This window comes from Desulforamulus aquiferis (assembly GCF_030577015.1).
GTDB lineage: Bacteria > Bacillota > Desulfotomaculia > Desulfotomaculales > Desulfotomaculaceae > Desulfotomaculum > Desulfotomaculum aquiferis.
In genome coordinates this window covers 92,858-113,456 of record NZ_JARPTC010000014.1, presented here as the reverse complement: position 1 = coordinate 113,456, position 20,599 = coordinate 92,858, and the positions used below count along the sequence as shown (strand labels likewise).

The 20,599-nt window shown below is 42.2% G+C and carries 18 protein-coding genes and 1 pseudogene; 17 read left to right on the top strand and 2 right to left on the bottom strand.

Annotated features, from left to right (window positions below):
• Positions 1-154: 154 nt before the first annotated feature.
• The gene (locus tag P6N53_RS10210; protein WP_304542768.1) at positions 155-2,866 is read left to right on the top strand and encodes a cation-translocating P-type ATPase; all 2,712 of its coding nucleotides are present in this window, start codon (positions 155-157) and stop codon (positions 2,864-2,866) included.
• Between the two features lie 125 nt (positions 2,867-2,991).
• On the top strand, positions 2,992-3,708 hold the full coding sequence (locus P6N53_RS10205; protein ID WP_304542765.1) for a YwiC-like family protein: 717 nt from the start codon (positions 2,992-2,994) through the stop codon (positions 3,706-3,708).
• 297 nt (positions 3,709-4,005) lie between these two features.
• Here P6N53_RS10205 and P6N53_RS10200 read toward each other — a convergent pair whose 3' ends face one another.
• Positions 4,006-4,551 (bottom strand): DsbA family oxidoreductase, encoded by a 546-nt coding sequence (locus tag P6N53_RS10200; protein WP_304542847.1) that lies wholly within the window; start codon positions 4,549-4,551, stop codon positions 4,006-4,008.
• Between the two features lie 202 nt (positions 4,552-4,753).
• On the opposite strand from P6N53_RS10200, the gene P6N53_RS10195 reads away from it, so the two are divergent.
• Positions 4,754-5,512: a MerR family transcriptional regulator gene (locus P6N53_RS10195; RefSeq protein WP_304542763.1), complete on the top strand. Its 759-nt coding sequence runs from the start codon at positions 4,754-4,756 to the stop codon at positions 5,510-5,512.
• A gap of 63 nt (positions 5,513-5,575) precedes the next feature.
• On the opposite strand, the gene P6N53_RS10190 is transcribed toward P6N53_RS10195, so the two are convergent.
• The gene (locus tag P6N53_RS10190) at positions 5,576-6,091 is read right to left on the bottom strand and encodes a nitroreductase family protein (RefSeq protein WP_304542762.1); all 516 of its coding nucleotides are present in this window, start codon (positions 6,089-6,091) and stop codon (positions 5,576-5,578) included.
• A 198-nt stretch (positions 6,092-6,289) separates the two neighbouring features.
• Between P6N53_RS10190 and P6N53_RS10185 the strand changes: the two genes are divergently transcribed.
• The 14 genes and pseudogenes from P6N53_RS10185 to P6N53_RS10120 all read left to right on the top strand — a co-directional run bounded on the left by P6N53_RS10185 (position 6,290) and on the right by P6N53_RS10120 (position 20,502).
• On the top strand, positions 6,290-6,955 hold the full coding sequence (locus tag P6N53_RS10185) for a response regulator transcription factor (RefSeq protein ID WP_304542760.1): 666 nt from the start codon (positions 6,290-6,292) through the stop codon (positions 6,953-6,955).
• A 458-nt stretch (positions 6,956-7,413) separates the two neighbouring features.
• A pseudogene (locus P6N53_RS10180) lies at positions 7,414-8,298 on the top strand (HAMP domain-containing sensor histidine kinase); the annotation flags it as partial.
• Between the two features lie 22 nt (positions 8,299-8,320).
• Positions 8,321-8,854 carry a VanZ family protein gene (locus tag P6N53_RS10175; protein WP_304542756.1) on the top strand — a complete coding sequence of 178 codons (534 nt, stop codon included), beginning with the start codon at positions 8,321-8,323 and terminating at the stop codon, positions 8,852-8,854.
• 274 nt (positions 8,855-9,128) lie between these two features.
• On the top strand, positions 9,129-9,869 hold the full coding sequence (locus P6N53_RS10170; protein WP_304542754.1) for a M15 family metallopeptidase: 741 nt from the start codon (positions 9,129-9,131) through the stop codon (positions 9,867-9,869).
• A gap of 273 nt (positions 9,870-10,142) precedes the next feature.
• Complete coding sequence (locus P6N53_RS10165; RefSeq protein WP_304542752.1) at positions 10,143-10,889, top strand: GntR family transcriptional regulator; 747 nt, start codon at positions 10,143-10,145, stop codon at positions 10,887-10,889.
• 189 nt (positions 10,890-11,078) lie between these two features.
• Positions 11,079-11,930 carry a class II fructose-bisphosphate aldolase gene (locus tag P6N53_RS10160; RefSeq protein ID WP_304542750.1) on the top strand — a complete coding sequence of 284 codons (852 nt, stop codon included), beginning with the start codon at positions 11,079-11,081 and terminating at the stop codon, positions 11,928-11,930.
• 35 nt (positions 11,931-11,965) lie between these two features.
• Positions 11,966-13,162, top strand: a complete 1,197-nt coding sequence (locus P6N53_RS10155; protein ID WP_304542748.1) for a diphosphate--fructose-6-phosphate 1-phosphotransferase — start codon at positions 11,966-11,968, stop codon at positions 13,160-13,162.
• 110 nt (positions 13,163-13,272) lie between these two features.
• Positions 13,273-14,028 (top strand): GntR family transcriptional regulator, encoded by a 756-nt coding sequence (locus tag P6N53_RS10150; protein ID WP_304542746.1) that lies wholly within the window; start codon positions 13,273-13,275, stop codon positions 14,026-14,028.
• 181 nt (positions 14,029-14,209) lie between these two features.
• Positions 14,210-15,259 carry a TRAP transporter substrate-binding protein gene (locus P6N53_RS10145; RefSeq protein WP_304542745.1) on the top strand — a complete coding sequence of 350 codons (1,050 nt, stop codon included), beginning with the start codon at positions 14,210-14,212 and terminating at the stop codon, positions 15,257-15,259.
• 74 nt (positions 15,260-15,333) lie between these two features.
• On the top strand, positions 15,334-15,819 hold the full coding sequence (locus tag P6N53_RS10140; RefSeq protein ID WP_304542743.1) for a TRAP transporter small permease: 486 nt from the start codon (positions 15,334-15,336) through the stop codon (positions 15,817-15,819).
• A gap of 19 nt (positions 15,820-15,838) precedes the next feature.
• Positions 15,839-17,131, top strand: a complete 1,293-nt coding sequence (locus P6N53_RS10135; protein ID WP_304542741.1) for a TRAP transporter large permease — start codon at positions 15,839-15,841, stop codon at positions 17,129-17,131.
• A 15-nt stretch (positions 17,132-17,146) separates the two neighbouring features.
• On the top strand, positions 17,147-18,157 hold the full coding sequence (locus P6N53_RS10130) for a zinc-dependent alcohol dehydrogenase (protein ID WP_304542739.1): 1,011 nt from the start codon (positions 17,147-17,149) through the stop codon (positions 18,155-18,157).
• Positions 18,158-18,185: 28 nt separating this feature from the next.
• The gene (locus P6N53_RS10125) at positions 18,186-18,674 is read left to right on the top strand and encodes a 4Fe-4S dicluster domain-containing protein (RefSeq protein ID WP_304542737.1); all 489 of its coding nucleotides are present in this window, start codon (positions 18,186-18,188) and stop codon (positions 18,672-18,674) included.
• The gene (locus P6N53_RS10120; RefSeq protein ID WP_304542735.1) at positions 18,667-20,502 is read left to right on the top strand and encodes an aldehyde ferredoxin oxidoreductase family protein; all 1,836 of its coding nucleotides are present in this window, start codon (positions 18,667-18,669) and stop codon (positions 20,500-20,502) included. The genes P6N53_RS10125 and P6N53_RS10120 overlap by 8 nt, the downstream gene beginning before the upstream one ends.
• Positions 20,503-20,599 lie beyond the last annotated feature (97 nt).

Here is a 20,599-nt window from a genome sequence, read left to right as displayed (position 1 = left end):
ACCATGCTAAAATTAATCCTTGCTGAAGATAAGCTGAATGTTTGATAAAAATATTCAGGTAGTCTTAAATATACTTGGGCAAGAGAATTTTTGACTTGTTGAAATGTACATACTATCCTAGGATGTAAAACTGTTAGGAGGACGTTATTTCTGGATGGAAAATAAAGCTGAACTGTTACCTGTAAAGCATTGGCATGCTACTACAGAAGAAGAAGTTGTGAGGAAACTTGACACAAATCTAAATGGCCTTAATGAAAATCAAGTTAACGAGAGGCGGCAAAGATACGGCAGTAATATCTTGCAAGTGAAGGAACCTCCTACACTGGTGGGAATTTTTTTGCACCAGTTTCTAAGCCCATTAATTTACATATTGCTTGTGGCGGGAGTAATATCTGTCCTATTGGGAGAAATAGTTGATGCAATCTTTATTTTTGGCGTGGTGCTTTTAAATGCAATCATTGGCACGGTGCAGGAATGGAATGCAGAGAAAAGTGCGGCTGCCCTTCAAAATTTATTAAAAGTGGTGGTAGTAGCTAGAAGAGATGGCATGGAGCAGGAGATCAACGCTGAGGATTTAGTGCCAGGAGATGTGGTGTTGCTTGAGTCTGGCAACAAGGTTCCTGCAGATATAAGATTGATTCAGAGTAACCAGCTTACAGTAGACGAATCTCTTTTAACAGGAGAATCCATAGCCAGGGATAAAAACCCCGATTCTGTAGCCATTGAGACTGCTCTGCCTGAGAGAACAAGCTTGTTGTTTGCCGGGTCAACCGTAATGGCTGGCCGTGGCTTAGGATTGGTAGTCAATATCGGACAGGAAACCGAAGTGGGGAAAATTGCCAAAACCGTTACCTTTTCAGAAAGTACTAAACCCCCATTGGTTATCCGCATGGAGAGATTTACGAAAATTATCAGCTATGCCATACTAGTTGCCGTATCCCTTTTATCAGTTATATCATTCCTACAGGGCATGCCCTATGACGAAATATTTTTCATAGCCGTGGCCCTAGCGGTGGCTGCTATTCCAGAGGGACTGCCCGTGGCAATCACGGTAGCCCTTTCCATCGCAACTCGCAGGATGGCTGGGAGAAATGTCATTGTCCGTAAATTAACTGCTGTAGAGGGACTGGGCAGTTGCACCTGTATTGCCAGTGATAAAACAGGTACTCTTACAGTCAACATGCAAACCGTAAAAATGGTAGCTTTGGCTCCAGGAGAACAATATCAAGTTACTGGTCAAGGCTATTCCGGTGAAGGGAAAGTAACTGATGAGCAGAACCAGAAACCAAGTGGGGCTGCCGAGCAACGGCTTAAAGAGCTGGCCAAGGCGGGTATTATTTGTAATGAAGGCAGATTAAAACAAGCTGGAGAGCAATGGGAGCACTCTGGAGATGCGGTGGACGTAGCCCTATTAGCCTTTGGGTATAAAATGGGTTATGATCCCAATGAAATTAAAAAGGAAATAAACGTGGCCGGAGAGATACCCTTTGAATCTGAGAGAAGGTATGCTGCAGTTTTTTATAGAGAAGAGAGTAGAATTAAGGTAGCCCTAAAGGGTGCCCTTGAAGTATTATTGCCTAGGTGCCAGAGTATTCTTACCGAACAGGGTCCCACAAGCATAGATCCCGGGGCTATAGAGCAAGAAGTTAATATACTATCTGAAAAGGGCTACCGGGTGATAGCTGTCGCCAGTGGGGAGATAGAACAGGAGAGGGAAGAGTACCAGGAGGAGCATTTACCTAAGCTTACTCTGCTCGGGTTGATTGGCTTAATCGACCCGCTTCGTCCGGAGGTTAAAGAAGCAGTAGATAAGTGTAAAGGGGCAGGGGTTGATGTTGTGATGATAACGGGGGATCATCCTGCAACTGCCTTGGCCATTTCTAGGGAGTTGGGTATAGCTAAGGAGTGGGAAGATGTTGCAACAGGTATGCAATTATCGGAAATTGGTCCCCCTGAAAGTAAGGAATTTGTTAAAAAGATAGCCAATACCCATGTCTTTGCCCGCGTAACCCCCATGCAAAAGCTAGAAATAGTTGATGCTTTGTTAAAGAATGGACACTTTGTTGCGGTAACAGGTGATGGTGTTAATGATGCCCCTGCCATGCGCAAGGCTAATGTGGGTGTAGCCATGGGTTCTGGTACAGATGTGGCCAAAGACACCGCCTCAATCATAGTAACCGATGATAATTTTGCCTCCTTGGTGGCAGGGATAGAAGAGGGCAGATATGCCTATGACAATATTCGCAAGGTTATTTATTTATTAGTTTCAGCAGGTGCCGCTTCAATTCTATTATTTGTACTGGCCCTTTTTACCGGACTGCCCATACCTCTGCTGGCCGTGCAGTTGCTCTGGCTAAACTTGGTAACAAACGGCATTCAAGACGTTGCCTTAGCCTTCGAGGGAGGGGAACCTGGAGCTATGAAGAGGCCACCCCGCAGGCCTAACGAAGGTGTTTTTGATCCGCAAATGATACGCCAGACATTAGTTTCCTCAGTGGCCATCGGCATAATTTCCTTTGGAGCTTGGTTTTGGCTGTTAGAAGGAGGTTGGCCGGAAGCAGAGGCCAGGAATATGCTATTCTTACTGGTGGTTTTGTTTGGTAACTTCCATACATTAAACTGTCGTTCCGAATATATTTCGGTGTTCAAGATTCCCTTTAGCAGAAATAAGGTCTTGATGATAGGTATTCTTGTTGCCTTAAGCATCCATGTGGCAGCCATGCATATCCCTATCATGCAGAGGGTCTTAAGGGTGGCACCAATATCTGCAGAATCCTGGGTATATCTCCTACTCACTGCATCATCTATCCTAGTAATAATGGAACTATATAAATTTATCATTAGAAAAAAAGAAGGTTTGGCATAAGAAATGAAGGGAGTGCACTCCACTGGGAATGCACTCCCTATTTGTTTGTTGTTAAGCTTGTGTAATCTACATCACTGTTTATTTTACTATAGAAAGTTATACTTTGAATTGAGGTGAGTTTAATAATGATAATATTACCCAAGGAACATGGAGTATGGGCAATGCTGGCTGTTCCCTTTATAGTTGGGTTAGGACTAAGTCAGCAAAGCTGGCTTCATCTGCCCCTTTTCCTGGGCCTTCTGTTCCTTTTTCTTTGTGCTTATTGTTTGCTGAATATCATAGGGGCAAGGAATGGTGTAGATGATTATAAAAAGTGGTCCATTATATATGGTGCCTTGGCAATATTTGGTTTGGCGGTGCCAATTGCGAAATATCCTGGGATTCTATGGCTGGGGCTTTTGGTAGTGCCCTTGCTGCTTGTCAATATATACTTTATTCAAGTAAAAAAAGAGAGGGGAATGCTCAGTAATTTTAGCACTATATCAATCTTGTCTTTGGGGGTAGTAGCCAGTGGCTATTTGTCTCTGGGGGGATTTGGCAACAAACTTTGGCTGGCCTGGTTATTTTGTGTAATATTTTTCATGGGCAGTGTGTTTTTTGTTAAAACCATGCTGCGTGAAAGGAGAAATATAAGCTACAAATATTTATCCTGGAGCTACCATTTAATGATATTAATAATATTATCTATTATTTCTGGAAGTGGGCTTCTTTTGGTAGCCTATCTTCCAAGTATGGTAAGGGCATTTATTTGTTATGGACGCAGCTTAACTCCGCTGGCAATAGGAAAAATAGAAATTATTAATTCAATAATATTTACAATATGCTTAATAATATATTTTTAAAGCCACCTTCAGGTAGCTCAGATTGTCAAGAAACTACCTTCGGGTTTTAATAATCCCTCACGACTCCTATCTCCGCAGTGGACAGCGATAATCGCTCGCTTCGGGCGAAAATGGGCCGCCTTCGAGTAAACATCGTGTTTACCTCAGGCTTTCGCGGACATCCATGTCCGCTCACCCATTTTCGCATCCTCAGCTTCGCGAAGCGCTATTTTCACTGCTTCGAATGTCACTGTTCGGGATTATTAAAACCCAGTTGAATCTTTTTCAGCATACTGAGCCACCTTCAGGTGGCTTTAACTATAAAAATTGTTCCAATGTTCTTTTAAAAGAAGCTAATGACTGGGCGCCAACAATTCGTTTCTCTTCGTTAATAATGAAGGTTGGTAAACCTGTAACCTGCCAGGGAATGCCGGATTGGCGATTTTGCTCAAGCCGTGTCAAGTAATTAGGATTACTCAAGGCAGCTTCAGTTTCTTTTATATTCATACCAAGGGACAAGGCAATTTCCAGGATTGCCTCTTTGCAACCAATATTTCTACCCTCTGTAAAATAGGCCCTGAACACCCCGTTATGAAACTCTTTGAAGACACCCAGATCTTTAGCATATTCAGTTGCTAATAGGGCTAACCTGGTATTAGGTAAAAAGTTCACTGGTCTAAAAATCAGGTTGAACTCCGCACCAATTTTATTAAATCTCTGGTTAGCAGCCTCAGGGTCAAAATCCGGAAACAACCTGCTCAATAGCTCGCCTTCCTGTGGCCTTTCGGGGCGAAGTTCATAACCTAGCCACTCAATATTCAAGGGGTAATCTTTAGCTAAGCTTTCGACAATACCATTGCCGATATAACAAAAGGGTCAAGCATAGTCGGAGAAAATTTTTAAATTTATCATTTCTATGTATGTCACCTCATTTTCTAGCATTGCTATATAGTGTTCCATTTGAAAATAATAAAATCCTTTAAAAATACTTATTATAGTTAAAAATGACCAATTGACCTTGACGCTGCGTCAAGGTGTATAGTTGACTCTAGCAGGAGGTGAGAGGATGGAATATACCATAAAAAAGCTAAGTCAACTGGCGGGCGTCAGTACAAGGACCCTGAGATACTATGATGAACTGGGGATTCTAAAGCCGGCAAGAATAAATTCATCAGGTTATCGCATATATGGTCAGGCCCAGGTTGATAGATTGCAGCAAATTCTATTTTATAGGGAACTTGATGTGAGTCTCGAAACTATCAAGGAGATATTAATTGATCCCACCTTTAATAGAACCAAAACTTTAAGGGAACACCGGGAGAAACTTCTCCAAAAAAGGAACCAATTGAATTTGTTGATTACAAATATTGATAAAACTATTGAGTCAGCGGAGGGGAGAGCAACAATGAAAGATAAAGAAAAATTTGCAGGCTTTAAACAAGAGGTAATAGAAGAAAACGAAAAAAAATACGGTAATGAGATACGTGAAAAGTATGGTGACCAGACTGTTGACAGGTCTAATCAAAAGGTATTAAATATGTCCCAGGAACAATATGATGAGGTCACAAGACTGAGCAATGAGGTTATGGAGGTGCTTCAAAAGGCTTTTAAAACTGGTGATCCTGGCAGCCCCTTGGCCCAACAAGCAGCAGATTTACATCGACAATGGCTAAGCTATTTTTGGGACGGTTATACCAAAGAAGCTCATTTAGGAGTCACCCAAATGTATGTAGATGACCAAAGATTTACCGCATATTATGATCAGGAACAACCGGGAACCGCTGAATTTTTACGTGATGCAGTTAAAATATATACTGAATTTTAGCACTGTCTACTGCCGATTCTCGACAATCTGCGGACTAACCTCAATAGGAGGTTAGTCCCTTTATTATTGCCACTTATCATAGATAATTAGGTCATTTAATGGTTTTCTTACCCTCAGGCCCATTGAGTCATTGGGATAGCCTAAAGGTGTAAAGGCGATTGGCTCAACAGTATTAGGCAAATTCAGTACTTGTCTAGCCACATTAGGATTAAAGGCAGCAATCCAACATATCCCTAAACCAAGTTCGGTGGCTGCTAAAATCAAATGATCCATTGCTATTGCTACATCTACGATACCATAATTTTTATTATCGTATTTTCTGGACCAAGCCTGGGAAGTTATTAAACAGGCGCAGATAAGAATAGGTGCTTCAGTAAAGAAGGAGCCTTTATAAATTGGTTTTAGCTCTTCTTGCCTACCCTCGGTATGAATTACGATAAATTTAAAGGGCTGTTTATTAACAGCAGTTGGTGCTAAGCAGGCAGCTTCAAGCACTTGCTCCAGTAATTCTTCGCTAATAGGATCAGGTTTGTATGACCGTACGCTATATCTTTTGCTGATTAATTCTTTAAAGGACAATTAAACCACCTCGCCTATAGGTAAATTTCCATAAATAGTTATTGATATAATAACATAAGCAAACCTCAAAGGTTTGGGAAATCTGCAGATTAAGCTATTTTAGAATGGAGACGTTATACTGAAGGCGCAGAATGACATGATCCTCACTACAGGTAAACTACAGGAAGAAGTAATATAATAAATCATGGAGGCGAGGATATGGATATTCACATTCTGCTAGTCGAGGACGATGAGCATATCTGCAATACAGTCAAAGCCTTTTTATCCGAGGCGGGATATAAGGTGGATGCCTGCTTGGACGGCGACGAAGCGTACACCAAGTTTTACGACAACACCTATCAGTTGGTCATTCTCGATATAATGCTGCCGGGAATGAACGGGCATGTACTTTTGCGGGAGTTCCGCAAGAATAACAATACTCCTATTCTGATGATGACCGCGCTTTCCGATGATGAGAATCAAATCAAGGCCTTTGACTCGGAAGCGGATGATTATGTGACAAAGCCATTCAAGATTCAGCTTTTGCTGAAACGCGTGGAAGCCCTGCTCCGGCGAAGCGGTGCATTGGCAAAGGAAGTCCGTTGCGGCAAGCTGACGCTTTTACCGGAAGATTTCAAGGCTACCTATAACGGCGAGGAAATTGTTTTGACTCTCAAAGAGTTTGAAATCCTAATGCTGCTGGTTCAGAATAAAGGCCGAACCCTATCTCATGAGGTGATTTTATCCCGTGTGTGGGGCTATGAGTTTGACGGTGACGGTAGCACCGTGCATACCCACATTAAAAACCTGCGGGCCAAGTTACCGGATAATATTATCAAGACTGTTCGCGGTGTGGGTTATCGCTTGGAGGAAGAAAGGACATGAAGAAAATCGGAATATTCATCAAGGTATTCATTTATACGATAATTTTCTCTGGGTTGCTAGTCGGTGCGACGGGAGTCCTTTTTTCGACACAAATTATGGCATATTATTCTGGACAACAACTTCGGGAAATCAGCGGCGCATTTAAGCAATTAATTGACCGGACGCCGCCGGGGACTGCTGATATTACCGAGCTGGCGAATCAGTTTCATAACAGGAACCAATCCTTTCAGTTCTACATTACAGACACGGACAACAACATCGTCTATATGACCCCCGGCAATGAATCCGGCAATTTTGACGATTTTGACACCAGCAGCGGAAAATCCGATTTATTGGTGTATCTTTACGGCGGTTATTCGCTTCACGTCGTCAAAGATGATATATTTTCATTGAGATATGGTAACTTGATAGAGCGTGTGCTAGTTATGTTGTCCGCCATGCTTGCCGTCTGCGTTATAGGCGCGTATATTTTTGCCCGGCAGATAACGAAGCCAATCAAAATTTTGACGGATAATACAAGCAAGATGGCGAATCTTGAAGAGGTTCCGCCCGCGCCGGAGCGTAAAGATGAACTCGGCACATTAGCCCGCGACATTCACTCCATGTATGAAAAGCTGAAAGAAACCATTTCCAAATTAGAGGACGAAATCCTGCGGGAGCGTGAATTAGAGGAAACACAGCGATATTTCTTCTCGGCGGCTTCCCATGAGTTAAAAACACCAATCGCAGCCACAAGTGTTTTGTTAGAGGGAATGCTCGAAAATGTAGGCGATTACAAAGACCACCCCAAATACCTGCGTGAATGCGTGAAGATGATGGACACACAGAGTAAAACCATATCGGAGATTTTGGAGATTGTCAGCCTTAACGACGGAAAAATTGTACCCGTTCCTGAAAAACTGGACATCAGACAGGCAGTAGTCGACCTGCTGCCTGACTTTCAAACATTGTCTGAGGTAAACGGTCAACGTATCGTAATGGATATTCCTGCTGGGCAGACCTGTCTTGCCGATCCCAAAATGTTGAAAAAGGCGCTTTCCAATATCATATTGAATGCGGTGCAGAATACCCCTCAAGGGAGCGAGATTCGGATATGGACTGTATATGCGACTGACCAATATCGCCTTTGTGTGTTGAACTCAGGAGCAAGGATTGACGAAGCGATTTTGCCGAAGCTGTTTGACCCATTCTACCGCGTAGAACAAGCGCGGAGCCGGAAAAACGGACGGAGCGGCTTGGGGCTGACCATCGTGCGGAAAACCCTGGAGGCCATGAACATTGACTTCACTTTAAAAAATACCTCGGACGGTGTTCTTTTCTGGATGAACTTATCGAAGGTGTAAACAGCCATAAGGAGAAAAATCATTGAAACTGGAAAAACAAAAAACTCTTACAATTTTATTGTTCCTTGTATATATACTGGTTTTGACAGGGATTATTCTTTTCAAACTGCCATTTTATTCTGAGTTATCAGACGGGGTGCGAGTAATCAACTTAATGCCGTTTCAGGGGTCTTTCGATGAAAATGGTGTTATAGTCTTGCGTGAAATTATTTATAATATACTTCTTTTTATACCATTGGGCATCTATATCCGCATGTTGAAAAGCGAATGGCCTTTTATGAAAAAAGCTCTTACTGTTATCGGTTTATCCTTATCGTTTGAAGTTATACAATTCATTTTTGCAATGGGAATAACCGACGTAACCGACATATTGGACAACACGCTTGGAGGGATAATCGGCATCGGTATTGGTGACATTTTATTCAAGATTTTCAAAAGCAGTACTGCTAAGATTGTCAATATGCTTGCTTTGGTAGTGACTGTTTGGGTAGTATGGCGTTTCGCCTATCTGTTTTATCTCAGTCACTTTGTCATGATGCGTCCACCAGTGATGTAGCTATAGTTTATTATTTTGACCGGCAGGGTTATCTCTGCCGGCCTTTTTTTGGTTTCTCGCCGCCACAGACAAACTACAGGTTGGCTACAGGGAAAATACAGATGGGTTTGCCATAATAATAACCATGGTGAACACGAATTCCGATTCATGAGCATGTATGCTGAATCCGACTATCTGAGCAAAAGCGGCGAGTAGCCGCGTATCGGAATTGCCCGTGCATTGGCGCGGAATATCACCCAGGCTCTCCACATTATGGTGAAAGGAGACTGCTATATTGAAACGTTTTGTTTATATTGTGGTGATTATTTTAGTATTGTGCGTGGCGACTTTTTCCTTTGTTAAATATGCTGACTCGGAACGCGATAGGAACAGATCAAATGACGGAGTACAGCCAAGGGATGAATTTTTGACGGACAATCCGCATGTGGGCGCACCTCCTTTGAGCAAGTCATCAACAAACGCTCCATATACAAGCAAATCATCGGAAGATATTTTGCTTATAAACACTAAGAATCCTCTGCCGAAAGATTATCGACCTGAAAAGCTTGTAAATCTCTATAACCAAAGAATTAAGCATTTTCAGTTGGCGAAAACAGACATTGAAGTTAGTGAAGACGTTTATCAAGCAATGGATGCGATGTTTGCGGCGGCACAGAAGGACGGTGTGAGGGGCTTCATCATTACCAGCGGATACCGTTCACGTGGGGAACAAAAAATGGTTTTCTCCATCTCCGCAGATGGATTTGCGGCAAAACCCGGCGAGAGTGAGCATGAGACTGGGCTTGCCTTTGATGTAATCGCATACGGAAACGAAAGCTTTGAATTGACACCACAATTTGAGTGGCTTGCTAAGCATTGTGCGGAGTATGGGTTCATTATCCGCTATCCTAAAGGTAAGGAGGATGTGACGGGTGTTCCGTTTGAACCGTGGCATTACCGCTATGTAGGAACGCCACACGCGAAAGAGATTATGGACAAGGGCATTACGCTGGAAGAATATTTGGAACAACAATAAGGTTAAGAAAAGATAAGGTTTATACAAGCGCTGTCCACTGCGGAGAGAGGAGTCGTGAGGGATTACTAAAACCCGAAGATAGGTAGTTTCTTGACAATCTGAGGGACTAATCTCATTTGAGGTTAGTCCCTTTATTATCTAATAAAATTAGCAAACCTCAAAGGTTTGGGAAATCTGCAGATTAAGCTATTTTTGAAAGGTTGTGTATTTATATGGTATAATTAATAAACATATTGATAATTATACATATTTGCATAATTTGGGGAGGAAATTATGAAAAATCTACCTCTGCCTTTACATTACCAGATTTCAAATGAATTAAGAAAGAAGCTTATAGACAGCCAGTGGGCTGTTGGTGAACTTTTTCCCGGTGATAAAGAATTGATGCAAATCTTTAATGTAAGCAGTACCACAGTACGTAGGGCAATTGACGAACTAGTGCGTGAGGGCTGGCTGGAAAGAAAACCTGGTAAGGGAACTTTTATTAAAAGGCAGTATATTGAGACATTAGGAAAGCTTAACGGTTTTTTTGATATAGTTAGGGATAAGGGGTATCGTCCAAGCTCGCAGGTTTTGCAGCTTGAGGAAGTTGATATAGACACATTTGAAGATTCCGAGCTAAGTCTGTTTAATTCAAGTAGACTATTCCTTATTAAGAAGGTTCAATTTGTAGATGAAAACCCTATTGTACTGGTAAAAAGCTTTTGGCCCATAGAAATAGGCCAAAAATTAGCTAAATATAATTTGACTAATCAAGGGACCTACGAAATTATTCAAAAAGAATTAGGAATTAAGCTGCAGGAAGCTCATCAGTATATATCAGCTGCAATTGCTGGAATTGAGGAAGCTGAATATTTGGAACTTCAGCCAGGAGATCCAATTTTGATGATGAAAAGAATGGCCTTTTTAGGTGATAAGCCCGTCGAGTTATCGGTCAACTACTACCGGGCAGATAGATACCGATATCGAGTAGTGTTGAAAAATGAAGCAGTTAATATTGAGGATGGAATATTATTTTAGCAGGGTAGCTCTTATGAGCTACCCTCTTATTTTTAAAATAGAAATGCAAATAACTTTATTGACCAAAGTGAATATTCACAATATAATAAAGCCATTACGCAATTATGCAAATATGTAATATTGCAATATTACAGAAATTAATTTTTTGGTTACCATACTAAATCAATTAAGGACAATGGGAGTGATTAAATGCCGCTGGTAACATTAAGTGAAGTTTTAGCAGCAAAGGACCAGTATTGTGCTGTGGGTGCCTTTAGTACATATGATCTTTATACGGCGCAAGGGATTATTCAGGGGGCAGAGAGAGCAAATCTACCTGTTATTGCCATGGTAGGGGGACCTGTTCTGGCAAGACCAGGTAATGAGTATATTGGGAAAATATTAGTGGAGTTGGCAGAAAAGGCTGCAGTGCCTGTGGTGGTATTTTTGGATCATGCCAAGGATTTTGGTGTTTGTCTTAGAGCTATGAAAATGGGCTTTAGCGCTGTCATGATTGATGGCTCGCACCTGTCCTTTGAAGAGAATATCTCATTAACCTCTAAGGTTGTAGAAGCAGCACGCTGTTTAGGTGTATCTGTGGAAGGTGAGTTAGGTGCTCTGGCCGGAATCGAAGACGGTGAAGAAGTTAAGAACAGTAAGATGACTGATCCCCAAAGGGTTTCAGAATTTATTGCAGCTACCGGAGTGGATGCATTGGCAGTATCCATCGGCAACGCCCATGGTCTCTACAATGGAGAACCAAATTTGAACTTTGACATATTAAAAGAATGTGAGGGGCAAAGTAAAATACCTTTAGTTCTTCATGGTGGGACAGGTTTAACAAAAAACCAGTTTGCCTTGGCTGTAGAGCATGGTATTAAAAAGATAAATATCGGAACAGAAGTAAAAAAAGCTTACATTGAGGCATTTATCGCCACACATCAGCATAAGCCCAATTCCTATGATATGATCGGTGTTCCACAGGCCTGTAAAGAGGCGGTATCCGATCTGGTTTATGAAAAACTTAGGTTCTTTGATTCTGATTGGCGTAAATCAATTTAACTAACCAGTTAGATTGAAAGGGAGGTGAAAAACTGGTGCCCGGATTAAGGACACTGGTTGTGGCCCAAACCGGAGGGCCAACTGCAGTAATTAATAGTACGCTGGCTGGAATCATTGAGGAGTCGCGAAACTACCCGGAAATTAAAGAGGTTATTGGTTGTATTTGTGGTTTTCATGGACTATTTGATGGAAAATTTATAAAGCTTTCTTCATTTGATGATTTGGAACTAAAACAATTAAGGAATACTCCTGGGGCATTTTTGGGCTCTAGTCGCATGCATTTAACACCGTCGGATTTCAAGGAAATCCCAATCAAGTTAGAGAAACTCCAGGCTGGTTATTACTTGCAAATAGGTGGCAACGGAACTATGTTTGCTGCCGGGAAGATCTCCGAAGAGGCCATGAAATTGGGAAAAAATCTTCAGGTTATTGGTGTGCCTAAGACTGTCGATAACGATATCTTTGGCCTGGACCATACGCCGGGTTATGCAAGTGCCGCCAGATATGTGGCCCAGGCTACGTTGGATGTAGGCTTAGATCTTTATGCCATGCGTACCTTTGAACAGGTAAGGGTTCTGGAGGTTATGGGAAGAAATGTAGGCTGGCTTGCTGCTGCCACAGGATTGGCTAAAGAATATTCAGACAAGGCTCCACATCTAATCTATCTACCGGAGATTCCCTTTGATGAAAAGGAGTTTTTGGAAGAAGTTGATAAAGTGATTAAGCTATTAGGCTATGCTACCGTAGTGGTTGGTGAAGGGCTTAAAGACCATGATCATAATCCTATTGGAAGTAGTCCCTTTGCCGATGTTAAAAAGGGCAGCCAAGTATTTGGCGGTGCATCAAGTTATCTTGCTGACCTTATAGCCCGGAAGCTAAAGGTTCGTGCCAGGGCTCAGGATCTTGGCATGGTCCAAAGGTGCTTTGCACCTGCTCGATCTGAGGTGGATGAACAGGAAGCCTATTTGAATGGTAGGGTGGCTGTTCGTGCCGCCGTTGCCGGTTTAGGTGGCTGCATGATAAATATAACTGGTGACTGCTCAGAAAAAGAACTAAACTTTGCTACATACCCACTTTTAGAGGTAGGGGGTAAAGAGAAAACAATGCCCAAAGAGTTCTATGACATTCAGAGGAAGCAGGTTACACAGGAGTTTATTGAATGGTTGAAAAATTTGGTGGGGCAGTGGGAACCAAATTACATTACCCTTAACCAATTTTTGAAAAAGTCTTAATTTTATAAAGTTTCAATTGACTGGTTTTGGATTGGACTTTATAATGTTTTTAACATATATGTAATATTGCAATATTACATATATGCACAAAAATGTGAGGTTAAAACATTATGAAAAATCCGCAACTTCCTTTACATTTTCAAGTCTCTAATGATTTGCGAAAGAGACTGCAGAGCGGCGAATGGGGTATAGGAGAACTATTTCCCACCGATAAGGAGCTAATGAAGGCCTATGGTGTAAGCAGTACAACGGTACGCCGCTCTGTTGATGAAATGGTTCGAGAAGGTTGGCTGGAAAGAAAGCCAGGCAAGGGAACTTTTATTAAAAAGCAATATGTTGAAACCCTTGGTAAGCTTACGGGTTTTTTTGACCAGGTAAGGGAAAAGGGATATGAACCAAGCTCTAAATTAATCAGGGTCGATCAAGTCGAAATATCCGAGTTTGAAGATCTTGGGCTTGAGGTTTTTAAAACAAAAAAGGTGTTTCTAATTGAAAAAATCCAACTAATGGATAATACTCCCGTGGTATTAGTCAAAAGCTTTTGGCCAGTGTTTGTCGGGAAAAAATTATCAGAGCATGATTTGGTTCGTCGGGGGACTTATGAGGTTGCCCAGCAGGAGCTTGGCATTCGCCTGGAAGAGGCCCACCAGGATATTTACGCAACTCTGGCGGGACCTGAGGAAGCAAATAAGTTAGGTATTTCAGAGGGAGCAGCCATGCTGGTAATGCAGCGGGTAGTCTATTCCCAGGGTAAGCCCTATGAGGTTTCACTGAACTATTATCGGGCAGACAGGTATCGGTATAGGGTTTTGTTAAATAACGATACCATTGAGTTTGAAAATGGAATTATAGCTGAAGAAAAATAACTTTAGTTAAGCCTCAGTGAATTACTAGTTAATTAATAAATACAAAATTAGGGCAGACTCTGTTAGATAAAATTTCCGGCCCCATTTTAAAGATAAGGGGGGTGAAGGGTGGCAGGGTGGTAAAATGAACTACATAGAGGTATGAGGTATGATATCTAATTACTTGGATGGAGGATTGAAAATGTTGAAGGCAAAAAAGATGTTGTTAGTGTTAGCCATGGTACTTTCAGCAGCATTGATCTTTTCAGGCTGCGGCAGTTCCTCAACAGAATCCGGCGGAAAGAAAGAGACCGGAGAAAAAATAGTTATTAAATACAGTCTTCCCGATGCTGCCATAGACGGCGTTCCAGCCTATGAAGCCGCTAAATCAATGAAAGAAAAAATGGAAAAATATAGTAATGGTCAAATTGAAGTAAAATTGTATCCTGGTGGTCAACTAGGCAGTGAACAGAAAAACGTTCCTGACGTACAAAAGGGTATCATAGAAATGGCTATGATTACCGCCGGTAACATGACACAATTTTCCCCTTCAATCGGTGTTTATGACTTCCCTTATCTATTTATGAGCAGAGAGGAAACTTATAAAGTAGTAGATTCTATTACTGATGACCTAAATGAACTGCAGATTAAAGAAAGTGGTACCAGAAGTGTAGCTTGGCTGGAGCAAGGCTTCCGTCATTTAACAAATAGCAAAAGACCCGTTAATAGTATGGAAGACTTAAAAGGTTTAAAAATTAGGGTGCCAAACAACAAATATGTTGTTGAAGCCTTCAAATCCTGGGGTGTTGAGCCGGTGCCCATTGCCTGGGATGAAACCTTCAATGCGGTACAGCAAAAGGTAGTGGATGGCCAGGAAAACCCCTACTCCAGTATCTATCAGTCCAAAATGTATGAAGTACAAAGCTATGTAACCGAGCTGCATTACAAGATTTGGTTAGGTTGCATTATTGTCAATGACAAGTGGTTCCAAGGCCTACCACAAGACATTCAGGAAGCTATCACCAAGGCCGGTCAGGAAGTTATGCAAGAGAACCGTGATCTGATGGTAAAAACGGAAGCTGATCTGAAAAAGGAGCTAGAGGCCAAGGGTTTACAAATTAGCGGACCTCCTTCTGATGAAGAACAGTGGATGAAAAATGCCATGTCTATCTGGCCAAAATTCTACGGGGAACTGCCCGATCCTACTATCTTAGATAAGGCTATGGCAGTTCTTGGAAGGGAAAAACCATAAGTTGATTTAAAATGTTATAGAACCTTCCCGGTGAAGGTTCTATAACAATATTCTAGTGGCAAGTGGGTGATAAAATGAGAATCTTTAAATTAGTGGTTAATAATATTGAAGAAATTATAGCCTCTGTATTGTTTTGTACGGTTATCACTCTGTTGTTCATTCAGGTTATTGCAAGGTATGTTTTCGGAACAGGCATTGCATGGTCTGAGGAGCTTTTGAGATTTGCCTTTTTAACCATGGTGTACTTTGCTGCAGCCCTGGGAGCCAAGCAAGGGGCCCACTTTCGAGTAACCTTATTAGTTAACATTCTACCGGGAAAATTCAAAAAGGTATTAGAAATCATTCAATATGTTATTTCCTTTGCCTTTAATGGCTTTGTTATTTATTTAGGGTTTAAGGTTATTTATGAAATGAAAGACTTCCCTCAAATATCTCCCATTCTCAGCTGGGACATGCGGTATGTCTATGCAATGGTACCAATTGCCTTTGTCTTCGTAACTGTTAGGATGTTTATTAGAATGCTGACTGACTTCGGAATCATTAAGGATAAGACCGCGTAGGGGATAGGGGGATTATAAAGTGCTTGAAACCTGGGGAATATGGATTGTCCTGTTTGCGACCCTCTTATTGGGTGTACCCATATACATATCTTTAGGAATTTCTACAATTTTTGTCTTGACCTTTAGTCATATACCACTGGATATTGTTCCTTTGGATATGGTAAAGGTAGGGGATATGTTTCCCCTCTTAGCCATACCTGCCTTTATATTCGCAGGTGCTATCATGGAACGCGGCGGCATGGCAGACCAAATAATTGATGTTGCTAAAATATTTGTTGGTAAGATCAGGGGTGGCTTGGCCCTTGTTACCATTCTGGGCTGTATGTTTTTTGCGGCAATGATTGGTTCCGGACCGGGAACGGTGGCTGCCATGGGTACACTAATGCTGCCGGCAATGCTCAGGGCTGGCTACGACAAAAAATTTGGTGCGGGCGTTTGTGCGACGGGCGGCACCCTGGGAATTTTAATTCCGCCAAGTAATCCTATGATTATTTACGGGGTTATGGCCAATGTATCAGTTGGTACATTATTTATGGCAGGGATGTTGCCAGGAGCGATAGTTGGTACGGCACTAATGCTGACCTGTTACTTTATCGCTAGAAAACGTGGTTACAAGGGTATGGATAAAACCTATACCACAAAAGAAATAATTCAAATCTTCAGGCAAAATATTTGGTCCCTGATGGCTCCGGTAATAATTCTAGGGGGTATCTATTCAGGAATATTTACTCCGGTAGAAGCTTCTGCTGTAGCATGTTTTTATGCCTTATTTGTAGGTAGATTTATTCTTAAAAAGTTAACCCTGCAAGGTCTTTGGGATAGCATCAAGCTAACCAATATTACCTCCGGTACGTCCATGATTATCGTTGGTGTATCAGTACTTTTTGGTAGATTTTTAACCCTCTATGAGGTACCTCAAACAGTTGCCGCAGCTATGCTTTCAATAAGTAATAGTCCGGAAGTAATCTTGCTGCTGATTTGTTTAATGCTCTTCATGCTTGGCATGTTCATGGAGACTCTGTCAACCATAGTTATCCTGGTGCCAATTCTTTTACCCGTAATTATACAGCTAGGCATAGATCCAGTTTTCTTTGGCATACTGTGGGTTCTCACCAATGAGGTGGCCCTGCTGACACCGCCACTGGGTGCCAATGTCTTTATTGCCATGACTATTGGCAAATTATCCTTAGAAGAAGCGTCTCGGGGAGCTTTACCCTTTATGCTTGTATTGGTGGCTATCACTGTAGCTTTCATTTTTATGCCCGATCTCATTCTTTTTGTACCAAGGTTATTGGGCAATTATGCAGGCTAGAACAAGGAGGAAATTATGATGAGGCAAGCATTAACTGTACGGCCCTTCGAGTTTGAAATAATTGAATCTGCTGCCCCAGCTTTGCAAGAGGGCTGTGCCATTATTAAGGTAGTTTATTGTGGTGTCTGTGGATCTGATTTACATGTGTACGAAGGGAAACATCCCAAGGTTAAACCACCTGCGGTGCTTGGCCACGAGGCCGTAGGAATCATAACACAAATAGGCAATAATAAAGACAACCTGCAAGTGGGAGATAAGGTTGCCGTGGTACCACTCATTGGTTGTAAGGAATGTGAGTACTGTAAATTGGGCTATCCCAACCAATGTGTGAATCGTAAAGTTGTCGGCTTCCAGGTTACTGGTTGTTTAGCCGAGGAAGTCTCCATACCCATAGAAAATTTAATAAAGCTGCCGGAAGGCTGTGATTTGCTGGAGGCTTCATTACTAGAACCCCTGGCTGTTGTAGTACATTGTGTGGGTCTGTTAGAAAGAATTAAGATTAGCACTAAAGAAGCTATTGTAACAGGTGCCGGCACCATCGGTATTCTGATCGGCCTATACCTGAGGGAAAAGCTTGGTATGAATGTTAGTATGGTAGAAATAAATGCCAATCGTAAAGAACTGGCTGAAAAAATAGGCTTTAAAGTATTCCAGGGTATTAAGGATATACCCATTAAGGACACAAGGCCGGTGGCCTTTGAATGCACCGGCAATAAAAAGGTATTGGATATGCTGGTCACTACAGATCCGGCACCGGAGGTAATCGTTATATTAGGTACCTTTGAAAGAACACTGGAATTAAATATTTTTGAAATGTGTAAGAGGGAAAGTTATATTATTGGCAGCCAGATGTATACCAAAAAGGACTTAGAAATAGCTGCTCAGATTATGAGTACCCCCATGAAGGAAGTATTTAAATCCATACTGGTTGAGAGAATTTATTCTCTCAGTGAAGCTAAAGAGGCCTATGATGAGGCATTAAATTCACAAAAGGGTACCAAGGTAATTATTCAGGTAAATAAATAAAATCTATAAATGCTTTGGAGGGATAATTGTGAAGAAAAAGGTACTAGTGACCTATCCAGAGCGTTGTTTGGGCTGTCGTATTTGTGAGCAATGGTGTGCCTATAGGCACCATGGTAAGGTAGACCCAGTTCGTTCACGAATCAAGTTAGCTAAATCCCTAACTGATTATCTAAACATACCGGTGGTTTGCCAGCAGTGCCCAAATAGTCCCTGCATCGCTTCCTGTAAATTTGGAGCATTATCAAAGGATCCCTTAACCGGCGCAATTGCAGTTGATGAAGAAAAATGTGTAGGTTGTCGCAGGTGCATGAGGTCGTGCCCCCATGCTGCAATTGCCCTAGATAAAGAAAAAAGAGTTGTAATAATTTGTGACCTTTGCCAAGGGAATCCCCAGTGTGTGGCCCAATGCCCTGCCGGTGCAATTGATTATTTACCATTGGAAATAACAGATCGGGCTATTCGTGAGGAAGCTGTAAGAAAATGCTTATGCCGCAAGGGGGTGAAGGATAATGAGTAAGGTTATGGGATTGACCGGAGTTATGCTGCGGGTAAACCTCACTAAGGGAACAGCAGAAAGGGAGGAAACACCAAAAGAACTGTTTGCCAGATATTTTGGAGGTCGTGGAGTGGGAGCTGCCTTGCTAATTAAGGAGCTGCCTGCCCATATTGAGCCCCTTGGACCGGATAACAAGCTGATCTTTCTAACTTCTCCCTTAATCGGCACAATGGTACCTGGGGCTAATAAAGCCAACGTTACCTTCATGTCCCCCCTATCTAACACCTATTCCTTCTCCCTGTGCGGCGGACACTTAGCCCCGGAAATAAAGTTTGCCGGTTATGACGGAATTATCATAGAAGGTGCCAGTGAAACACCTGTTTACCTTTGGATCGATAATGATCAAGTAACAATAAGGGATGCTGCTCATCTTTGGGGAAAATCTACCCATGATACCCAGACCACCCTTCGTACTGAATTAAAGGATTCCCTAATTCGTGTAGCCTGCATTGGGCCGGCCGGTGAGAAGCTAACCCGTTTTGCCTGTGTTCAGGCCGACTATCATCGGGAGTTTGGCCGTGGCGGTGCAGGGGCTGTCCTAGGTTCAAAAAACCTTAAGGCCATTGCCATCCGTGGAACTAATGCTGTTGAAGCAGCTAATCCACAGGAATTAGCTGAACTTACCCAAAAAGTTTATCGGAACCTAGCCAATAGTCCTAAATGTAAAATTCGCCGTGCATATGGTACGCCTGAGATGACAGACGGGACTAATGCTAAGGGTTATTGGGGGACAAAGAACTTTCAAACTGGTTATTTTGAAGGTTACCAATCACTTACCGGCGAGTACATGAAAGAAAACTATTATACAGTGGATGCCTCCTGCTATGGATGTCCGGTAGGCTGTGGTAAAGTAGGTAAGATTAAAAATGGACTTTGGGCTAATACCCTTATTGAAGGACCTGAATTTGAATCTGCCGGTCTTTTAGGTGCCAATTGCGGAGTGTCGTCCCTGGACGCAGTGGTTAAAGCTACTGAAATATGTGATCTATATGGTTTAGATACCATGTCTGCCGGTGCAGTTGTATCCTTTGCCATGGAGTGCTATGAGCGCGGTATAATCAAAGCAGAGGAACTGGAAGGCCTAGAGCTAAACTTTAGCAATGGTCAAAGTTTGGTTAAAATATTAGAAATGATAGGTGAACGCAGGGGCATTGGCAACCTGCTGGCTGAAGGCAGCAAGCGAGCTGCAGAAAGCCTGGGTGCTTCAGAATTAGCCATGCAGGTAAAGGGAATGGAATTCCCCACCTACGAGCCGAGGGGCTGTAAGGGAATGGGACTAACCTATGCCATTTCTCCCAAGGGTGCCCACCACATGATAGCTCCAACTATGGGGGCAGAAACGGCTGGTGATGGATTAGGAAGATTCCAATACCAGGGTAAAGGTGCCCTAGTACGTGAGGTACAGGCCCAGATGGCCCTGGTGGACTCCCTAGGTGTTTGTGCCACAATAAGAAATGGCATGAACATGGAGCTGGGCTTAGCCTTGTTTAAGGCTGTTACAGGTATTGATTATAGTGTAGAAGAGGGCTTTTTGATTTGTGAAAGGATTGCTAACCTGGAAAGGTTGTTTAATGTAAGGGAGGGCTTCTCTCGTAAGGATGATACCTTACCCAGGCGCATGACAGAGGAAAAGATGCCTTCGGGTCCCAGTGCCGGGCAGGTTGTGGAACTTAAGCCCATGCTGGATGAGTTTTACGAGCTAATGGGCTGGGATAACAATGGCATTCCTACAGAAAAGAGACTGTCGGAATTGGGAATTGTAGATATTTGGCATGAGACAAGAAAATAATTTGTCATCGAAAAACCAGTTTAAATAGGCTGGTTTTTCTTTTTCTTTCAAATTAATTACAAAAATATTTGTCATTAAAGAGGTATTTACCTTCATC